We start from the raw sequence: 7,889 nt of genomic DNA on the forward strand, positions 1-7,889 counted from the left end.
AGGACAGTTTCTTACTGTCCTTTTTTATTTATTTTAAAAAAACACGAACATTTAAGTGAGTTTTAGTTTAATTATTTGTGTTTTTGTGCTATTATGGATTTATTAAAATAGCTTTTCAAAATCGCAGTGACTGACGACAATGCGGAATTAACCGCTGGGGAGCTGCGTCTATGTATAGCCGGTCGTCTGGGCAGAGATAAGGGATACCCTTGTCTCTTTTTTCATAATAAAATGGAAAAGCCCGTAAGCCTAATAGGAGCTTTTCCTTTAGGAGGAATATGCATGGCGAAAAAAAAGATTATTCTTGATGGAATTGTTGTAGCAAAACATGTGAAAGATCAATTGAAGAATCGTATTGAAGACCTAAAGGGAAAAGGTGTTGTGCCTTGTTTAGCCACTATTTTAGTGGGGGATGATCCTTCGTCTGAAACCTATGTAAGGATGAAGGGCAATGCATGTGAGAAGCTTGGCATTTTATCAAAACGTATTCATATGTCAACTGACACAACAACAGAGGAATTATTAGATAAGATTGCAGAACTCAATAATGATCCATCTGTACATGGAATCCTTCTTCAGCATCCTGTACCTGGACATATAGATGAACGCAAAGCTTTCGAAGCCATTGCCATTGAAAAAGACGTAGATGGTGTTACAAGCCTCGGATATGGACAAACTGCTTTCGGATTTGGTGAATATCCGTCCTGTACACCTGCAGCTATTTTGGAAATTATGGATTATTATAAATTGGAAGCTGAAGGCAAGCATGCAGTTGTTGTTGGCAGAAGCCCTATCCTGGGAAAGCCGGTCTCTGCCCTTTTGCTTAATCGTAACGCAACAGTCACTACATGCCATTCATATACCCAAAACCTGCCGCAAATTGTAAAGCAGGCTGATCTTGTAGTTGCAGCTGTAGGAAAACCTAACTTTATTAAGGGTGAATGGCTAAAAGAAGGGGCTATCGTCCTTGATGCCGGTTATAATGAAGGAAATATTGGAGATGCAGAGTATGACAGCTGTTTTGAAAGAGCATTTGCTATCACTCCTGTCCCTGGCGGAGTAGGACCGGTTACAATTTCCATGCTTTTAAAACATACTGTACAGGCCGCTGAAAAGGCTCAAAATAAAGAGGGAATCGTAAATAGTCAATTTATCCCTAATTGAAAAATTGGCTTCCAAAAGGATTGACTTATAGTTGGGTGTCGTTTATTATTAGGTTAACGCTGTAAAGATCGTTATATACTTTTTGGATAAGTAGTCGTAGCTGCAAAGAAATGTAGGCGATCGTTCATCCTCATTTCTGGCACCTGCGACTTTTTTATGTTTAAGTTTAATGGTACATTTATAGTGAAAAACAATTTATTGGAGGCAACACAAATGAACACAGGTAAAGTTAAATGGTTTAATGCAGAAAAAGGTTTCGGATTCATCGAATCTTCAGAAGGTCAAGATGTATTCGTACACTTCTCCGCTATCCAAACTGAAGGTTTCAAAACTTTAGAAGAAGGTCAAGACGTAACTTTCGAAATCGTTGAAGGTAACCGTGGACCTCAAGCTGCTAACGTAACAAAAGCATAATTTTGCTTAATGAGGTGATGCATGTCTAATCATGCATCACCTTTTTATGTTTGCTTATCCACTTTGTAGCCTTCAGCATTCCTCAAAACAGATCTTCTGCAACACCTGCTTTTAGGATATGTATTTTTCATTTCACCCAATTAAAATTCTTCACTTACAAAAAGTTTAAAATTAGTGCAAACGGAAATGTAAAAAAGAGATGCAAACTGGAAAGCCTAGTAAAGTGTCAATGTCTTTATACAAAAACAAAAACAGTCTTTCAGTACCTAATAACATATGTAATTCAAGGAGGAACTTATATTTTGACAACTTTTTCAGATTTTGGCTTAAGTAATGAAATAGTAAAAGCCCTTTCCAATATGGGCTTCGAGGAACCAACACCTATTCAGGCACAGGCTATTCCAATTGGAATGCAGGGCAAGGATATGATTGGCCAGGCGCAGACTGGAACTGGAAAAACTACTGCTTTCGGTGTACCGCTTTTAGAGCAGATTGATTTAAACGAAGGAATTCAAGGCCTTGTCCTTGCTCCAACAAGGGAGCTTGCCGTACAGGTAGCTGAAGAATTAAACCGTATAGGACAGGTAAAAGGTGTCCGGACACTTCCTGTTTACGGCGGTCAGGATATTAGCCGCCAAATACGTGCACTAAAAAAACACCCTCATATCATTGCAGCTACACCAGGAAGATTAATTGACCATATTGAAAGAAAAACAATTCGTTTAAGCAATATCAAAATGGTCGTTCTGGATGAAGCGGATGAAATGCTCAATATGGGATTCATCGAGGATATCGAAAGAATTCTAAGTGAAATTAAAGGGGAGCGCCAAACCCTGCTTTTCTCTGCTACAATGCCGAGAAGAATTCAGACCCTTGCTGAAAAATTCATGCAGGAGCCTGAAATGGTTAAAGTGAAAGCAAAAGAAATGACAGTTAAAAATATTGAACAGTATTATATGGAAACGCATGAAAAACAAAAATTTGATGTGCTTTGCAATTTGCTGGATATACAATCACCTGAGCTGGCAATTGTATTTGGCCGGACAAAAAAGCGTGTAGATGAAGTGGTGGAAGGTCTTATTAAGAGAGGATATTCTGCTGAAGGAATTCATGGAGATATTCCTCAGGCGAAAAGAGATCAGGTAATCCGCCGATTTAAAGAACAGACAATCGATATTATGGTTGCGACTGATGTTGCTGCCCGGGGCCTGGATATTTCAGGTGTATCTCATGTTTATAACTTCGATATCCCGCAGGATCCTGAAAGCTATGTTCACAGAATTGGACGTACTGGCCGTGCAGGTAACAAAGGACTCGCGATCACGTTCGTTTCACCAAGAGAAATCGACCACCTGAAGATAATCGAAAATGTTACAAAGAGCAAAATGGCGAAAAAGCCTGTACCATCATTTAAGGACGTTGTTGCAGGCAACCAGCAGGCGACTATTAATAAACTTTTAGAAGTAATTGAAAGAGAAGAGCATGCAGACTTCAAGAGAGTGGCGGAAAACCTTCTTGAAGATACAGATTCTGTTACCATGCTTGCAGCAGCGCTGAAATTACTGACTAAGGGTCCGGATGTAACTCCTGTTAAATTAACTGCTGTGGAACCTATCCGTGTCAGAAAGCCTAAAGGTGATCGTGGAGGAAGAAGATTCGGCGACAGGTCCAGAGGCGGCGGACGCGACAGAAGAGATTTTAAAGGCGGCCGGGATAGACGAAGCAGCAAGCCGCGCAGTAATAGCAATAAGGGATAATTCGCAGCCTGAAAAGCAATAAAAGATTTTTTTCAGTGCTTTTTGAATATTTTATTATAAAAATTGAGGAATTTACCCATATTAGTAAATGCAGGGGAAAATTACTCTGTGAGTTATAGATATTAGGAGGAAATTTACATGGCAACAGGCAAAGTAAAATGGTTTAACTCAGAAAAAGGTTTTGGTTTTATCGAAGTTGAAGGCGGAGAAGATGTATTTGTTCATTACTCTGCAATCCAAACAGAAGGTTTCAAAACCCTTGATGAAGGCCAGGAAGTTAACTTTGACATAGAGCAGGGCCAGCGTGGACCACAAGCTGTAAATGTAACAAAGTTATAATGATGGATTAGAGAGTCCCTTGATGGGGCTCTCTTTTAATTTTTCGGGGTATATAAGGTATAACAGCAGGGAGAAAGGACTGGTCATGATTAAAAAAATCCTTATTTTATCAGATACTCACATGCCAAAGAAGTCAAAAAAGCTGCCGGAAGTACTGTTGAAAGCAATTAACGGCTGTGACTTAATTATTCATGCAGGCGACTGGCAGACCAGCGAGCTCTATCATGAATTAAAAAAGTATGCGCCAGTTGAGGGGGTATATGGAAATACAGATAATGATGAAATGCACACCATTTTAAAGGAAAAAATACTGCTTGAAATAAATGGCTTTAAAATAGGAGTTGTCCATGGACATGGAAAGGGTAAAACAACTGAAAAAAGAAGTATTGAGGCTTTCGGAGGTGGAAAAGTTGATGCTATTATATTCGGGCATTCACATATCCCGGTCAACAAACTTCATAATGGGGTTATCCTGTTTAATCCCGGGTCTCCGACTGACAAGCGCAGGCAGCCGAACTATTCGTTCGGCACCCTGGAAATTGCAGATGAGTTAATATTTAATCATGTTTTTTTCGATTCAAAGGAATAAACCTTTATTAAACCTTTAATATATTCAGTTAAATTCATAATAATCCTGAGTGCCGTATGGCTCAAAGCCGCAAGATTTGTATAATGAAAGAGCATGGTCATTTTCTGCAGCGACTTCAAGATGCACCCAGTTGATTCCCCTGCTGTGCTGAAGATTAACAACATTGGTAAGGGCGCTTCTGCCGATTCCTTTTCTCTGGAATAAAGGATCGACAGCAAAGCCGTAAATCCACGCAGCATCTTCTTCTGTTTGAATCCTGATCTTGCCGGATTTTACCCTTTTGTATTCTATAATAAATGTCTTTTCATTTTCACAGTCGAAGTTAGTATTATTATTAAATGCCTCTGCCTCTTCTTTTGGAATATTAAAGCATACAGTATCAAGGTGATTAATGAAATCCAGGTCACTGCTCTCTGCTTTCCTCATAGTGACTTCTGGGTTATTTGCTCCGATACTCGCACTTTTATGGCGTTTCATTTGATACTCGGAGAATGAATAAGTGCAAGGCAATGACTTTATAAAGCCTTTCGCAGATTCTGAAGTGGCTGGTGCATTGATAAGCAATTTGTTTGCCTCAGTTAACTGTTTTGCTGCTTCATTAAATAAACTGCAGAATATCCCCTTGCGTCTATGATCCGGATGAACCATTCCGCATATTTCCACCGGGCCGCCGAAACTGTAAAGAGCAAGGTACCCTATTAATTTTCCGCTTTGATCATAATGAAAATAGTCGTTTTTCTCATCTGCAGGTCTTGATTTCAAAGTATCCCAGTTTAATTTTAATTTGATATTCTCTGCCTCTTCACATATTTGCTGTAAAGAGTGGATATCGTCTAATTGTTTTTTGGTCAGCACTCAGGCGGCCTCCTGTATAAAAAATTGATAAACCAATAATATAAGAAAACGGATTAAACGAATAGCCCTAAATTTAAGGCTGTTGATTGCAGTGGAAGGTACGAGATTCCGGCGGGATTAATAGGGACAGATGAGACCCGGCGTCCAGCTTTGGGACTAACTGCCCCACGATTCGCTGAGCAGCCTTGACCCGAAAATCAACGTACAGCTTTAGCTGTGATTGAAATTATGTAAATTAAGAAAGCTATATGTTAGGATTGTATGGTTAAGGAGGAGATATAATGAAAAATTTCACTGTAAAGTTTCATAAGGAAGACACTATACAGCAAATGCTTGTTCAGAAGCTTAATGAGAATGATTTTGAAAAATATACTGAAGGCGGAACCAGGCATTTATTTGAATTGAACTCAAATGTCGGTTATTTTATCTTTTTTGACGCTGTCGATAATGAAGGTAAAGAGTCTTACATGGTTCTCCAATATGAAGGCGAATCAGAAGAACCCAGTGCATGCTTTGCTTTTGAATTAAAGGACTTCTATCAATTCACGGCTCTTTATCTGAATGACCTTGATTTTAATGAAGGAAATAATGAGGACAGGGAAGAGGCTTATACACCTATACAGCATTTGGCACATTTAATGTATCACATAATTGAAGAGGGAAAGGACATATAAATAAGGTAAAAGAGCAGGTGAACCTGCTCTTAATTTTTTTCCTCGGAAAGGCTGTCACGGCAGAAAGCAGAAACTGTTTTTTCTTCATCTTCATCTAAAGCGAAATCTAATACAGTTCCGGACTCTCCTTCAACAAAATGATAATTAAGAATCCTCTCGTCTTCTCCATTTTTGAAATAAAGCACTCTAAGCCTAATGCCATTCTCTGAATATAGTTCATCCTCTTCATCCACATCAATATCTAAAAAGAATTCGTAGCGGTCACCTGTTAAAATGCCTGTTGGATCTTGTATGTACTCAACGGTATAACTTGTAATGTCCATGATCTTCACCCTTTCTATCGCTGCTGTACATGTCATTATACACTTTTCCCGGATTTGGTTAATAGTATTTAACAATTTTTTGCTGCTCTTCAATGTTTAAATCTGCAGGTTTAGAACTTTTTGACAGCATCATTTAAATATGTTATACTATTTTTAGTTAAAAGAATATAATATTGCCCATAAACACTTGTTATATAGAGCCAGTGGTTCGTCACTTTATATAGCAAGTGATTTTTATTTTGGGTAAGGGTCTTACTCTTTGGGAGGTGCCTGTTTATGGCAATGGGATTTGGCAGAAAAAACATGGAAGAAATCAAGGTTGAAGAAGTGAAAATTTGGGAGTGTACATCTGAGGCCTGCAATTGCTGGGTAAGGGACAATTTCAAAAGCAGCCAGGTACCTCTTTGTCCGATTTGCAAAAGTGAAATGAAAGAAACGACTAAAGAGCTGCAAGTCGTTAACAATAACAGCATATTCTCTAAATAATTGAAGGGGCGATCTAATCGCCCTTTTATTTTTTATCTGGATTTTGTTAAGTGAAGGGCACTTCTTTCGTCTGATCCAGAGACATTTTTAATCGAGGTGTTAATGTTTTTAATGAGCTTGCTAAACTTCCTCATTTAATGAAAAAGTATATGTTTGTCCGAGATGAACAAAATAATGGAAACGAGTGAAACTGGATGTGGAAGTATGTCAAATTTGCTTTGGTTTCTTGGATTAGTGCTCATTAGCCTATGGCTTTTTTATATAACCCATAAGAAAACAGATTTTCGTTTTAATCTGGCGGTTTATTTCTTCACTATGGGACTTTCTTTTTTAATGGAATATATCGTATTGATTTTAGGTGACGCCTACTCCTACTATCCGAATTTCTTTTCCGTCCATTGGTATGATAATGTTTTTGGTTCAAGTATTTCACAGGCTTTTTTTATTCCCAGTGTATTGATGGTGATAGCGGCTTTTAGAATCCCCTTAAAATGGATTATTTTCATAATAGCCTGTATTTATGGAATAGAAGAGTTATTTCTGTGGCTTGGCATCTATGAACATAACTGGTGGAAATCCTGGTTTACCCCGGTAATTTTATTTGGGGCTGTATACGTTATAAAATGGTGGCGGAGCAAAGTCGAAGACCCATCATTCTATATTCAATTTATGACAGTATATATGGCTAGCACCACCATTTTTCAAGGAATTTCTTTTGGTTTGACGTCTGTCGTTGGAACCCATCATTATAAAATTGGGTGGTTTGAGTCTCCTTTTCGGGATCATGTAGCATTCAGTGTTCTAATCTGGATTATTTACGCACTGCTGCTGAGCGTTGTCATAATTAAATATTATCGAATCAAATGGCTTTCTTTATTATTTTTTGCTGATACTGCGTTTCATTTTATTATGATAAAGCTGGGTATTTTAAAAGTAAGCTCTTTATGGAATCCTATTTTCTTTAGTGTGATACTTTTATTATTACTTATGTTAATAAGGAAACTAAATAATTATATGTTTCCGTCATGCAATTACAAAAACATTAAAGACTCCTCTAAAATGCCGTAGTGAAAACTAAATAAATTGGAATAATGTACCATGAATATAGCGTTGACTTGGAGCATGGACGATGCTATTATTTAATAACAGCTTTCACAAAACGATTTGAAAAAGATTTGAAAATCTTTTTAAATTTTGTTGACGTGGAAGTCTGAAAGTGGTATTATAATAAAGCTGCTTTAAGAGGTTAAAGCTGAGCAGATTGATCTTTGAAAACTGAACGAACAAT

10 protein-coding genes and 1 riboswitch are annotated in these 7,889 nt (G+C 37.9%); of the genes, 8 read left to right on the forward strand and 2 right to left on the reverse strand.

What is annotated here, in order from left to right; genetic code table 11:
• The first annotated feature begins 116 nt into the window (after positions 1-116).
• A riboswitch (ZMP/ZTP riboswitch) is annotated at positions 117-199 on the forward strand.
• 83 nt (positions 200-282) lie between these two features.
• The 5 genes from AC6CHU_RS25515 (at position 283) to AC6CHU_RS25535 (ending at position 4,263) form a co-directional block, all read left to right on the forward strand.
• A complete protein-coding gene (locus tag AC6CHU_RS25515; protein WP_498123123.1) occupies positions 283-1,164 on the forward strand; it encodes a bifunctional 5,10-methylenetetrahydrofolate dehydrogenase/5,10-methenyltetrahydrofolate cyclohydrolase in 882 nt (293 codons plus the stop codon).
• Positions 1,165-1,377: 213 nt separating this feature from the next.
• Positions 1,378-1,578, forward strand: coding sequence for a cold-shock protein (locus tag AC6CHU_RS25520; RefSeq protein ID WP_009332508.1), 201 nt, complete (start codon positions 1,378-1,380; stop codon positions 1,576-1,578).
• A gap of 302 nt (positions 1,579-1,880) precedes the next feature.
• A complete protein-coding gene (cshA, locus tag AC6CHU_RS25525; RefSeq protein WP_159870327.1) occupies positions 1,881-3,335 on the forward strand; it encodes a degradosome RNA helicase CshA in 1,455 nt (484 codons plus the stop codon).
• A 138-nt stretch (positions 3,336-3,473) separates the two neighbouring features.
• Positions 3,474-3,674 carry a cold-shock protein gene (locus AC6CHU_RS25530; RefSeq protein ID WP_009332506.1) on the forward strand — a complete coding sequence of 67 codons (201 nt, stop codon included), beginning with the start codon at positions 3,474-3,476 and terminating at the stop codon, positions 3,672-3,674.
• 85 nt (positions 3,675-3,759) lie between these two features.
• Complete coding sequence (locus AC6CHU_RS25535; protein ID WP_498123124.1) at positions 3,760-4,263, forward strand: metallophosphoesterase family protein; 504 nt, start codon at positions 3,760-3,762, stop codon at positions 4,261-4,263.
• Between the two features lie 24 nt (positions 4,264-4,287).
• On the opposite strand, the gene AC6CHU_RS25540 is transcribed toward AC6CHU_RS25535, so the two are convergent.
• Positions 4,288-5,118 (reverse strand): GNAT family N-acetyltransferase, encoded by an 831-nt coding sequence (locus tag AC6CHU_RS25540; RefSeq protein WP_498123126.1) that lies wholly within the window; start codon positions 5,116-5,118, stop codon positions 4,288-4,290.
• A gap of 281 nt (positions 5,119-5,399) precedes the next feature.
• Between AC6CHU_RS25540 and AC6CHU_RS25545 the strand changes: the two genes are divergently transcribed.
• Positions 5,400-5,792, forward strand: a complete 393-nt coding sequence (locus AC6CHU_RS25545) for a cytosolic protein (RefSeq protein WP_159870331.1) — start codon at positions 5,400-5,402, stop codon at positions 5,790-5,792.
• A gap of 29 nt (positions 5,793-5,821) precedes the next feature.
• Here the strand turns inward: AC6CHU_RS25545 and AC6CHU_RS25550 are convergent, their stop codons facing one another.
• Positions 5,822-6,115, reverse strand: coding sequence for a DUF6509 family protein (locus AC6CHU_RS25550; RefSeq protein WP_201306609.1), 294 nt, complete (start codon positions 6,113-6,115; stop codon positions 5,822-5,824).
• A gap of 276 nt (positions 6,116-6,391) precedes the next feature.
• On the opposite strand from AC6CHU_RS25550, the gene AC6CHU_RS25555 reads away from it, so the two are divergent.
• Positions 6,392-6,601: a cold-shock protein gene (locus AC6CHU_RS25555; RefSeq protein WP_035331574.1), complete on the forward strand. Its 210-nt coding sequence runs from the start codon at positions 6,392-6,394 to the stop codon at positions 6,599-6,601.
• A gap of 204 nt (positions 6,602-6,805) precedes the next feature.
• Positions 6,806-7,669, forward strand: coding sequence for a hypothetical protein (locus AC6CHU_RS25560; RefSeq protein ID WP_159871972.1), 864 nt, complete (start codon positions 6,806-6,808; stop codon positions 7,667-7,669).
• Positions 7,670-7,889 lie beyond the last annotated feature (220 nt).

This window comes from Cytobacillus sp. GQ23 (assembly GCF_059758675.1).

Excerpts from the sequence above, each read along its gene's own strand:
- AC6CHU_RS25515 (WP_498123123.1), top strand. The coding sequence starts at position 283 with ATGGCGAAAAAAAAGATTATTCTTGATGGAATTGTTGTAGCAAAACAT.
- AC6CHU_RS25520 (WP_009332508.1), top strand. The coding sequence starts at position 1,378 with ATGAACACAGGTAAAGTTAAATGGTTTAATGCAGAAAAAGGTTTCGGA.
- AC6CHU_RS25530 (WP_009332506.1), top strand. The coding sequence starts at position 3,474 with ATGGCAACAGGCAAAGTAAAATGGTTTAACTCAGAAAAAGGTTTTGGT.
- AC6CHU_RS25535 (WP_498123124.1), top strand. The coding sequence starts at position 3,760 with ATGATTAAAAAAATCCTTATTTTATCAGATACTCACATGCCAAAGAAG.
- AC6CHU_RS25545 (WP_159870331.1), top strand. The coding sequence starts at position 5,400 with ATGAAAAATTTCACTGTAAAGTTTCATAAGGAAGACACTATACAGCAA.
- AC6CHU_RS25550 (WP_201306609.1), bottom strand. The coding sequence starts at position 6,115 with ATGGACATTACAAGTTATACCGTTGAGTACATACAAGATCCAACAGGC.
- AC6CHU_RS25555 (WP_035331574.1), top strand. The coding sequence starts at position 6,392 with ATGGCAATGGGATTTGGCAGAAAAAACATGGAAGAAATCAAGGTTGAA.
- AC6CHU_RS25560 (WP_159871972.1), top strand. The coding sequence starts at position 6,806 with ATGTCAAATTTGCTTTGGTTTCTTGGATTAGTGCTCATTAGCCTATGG.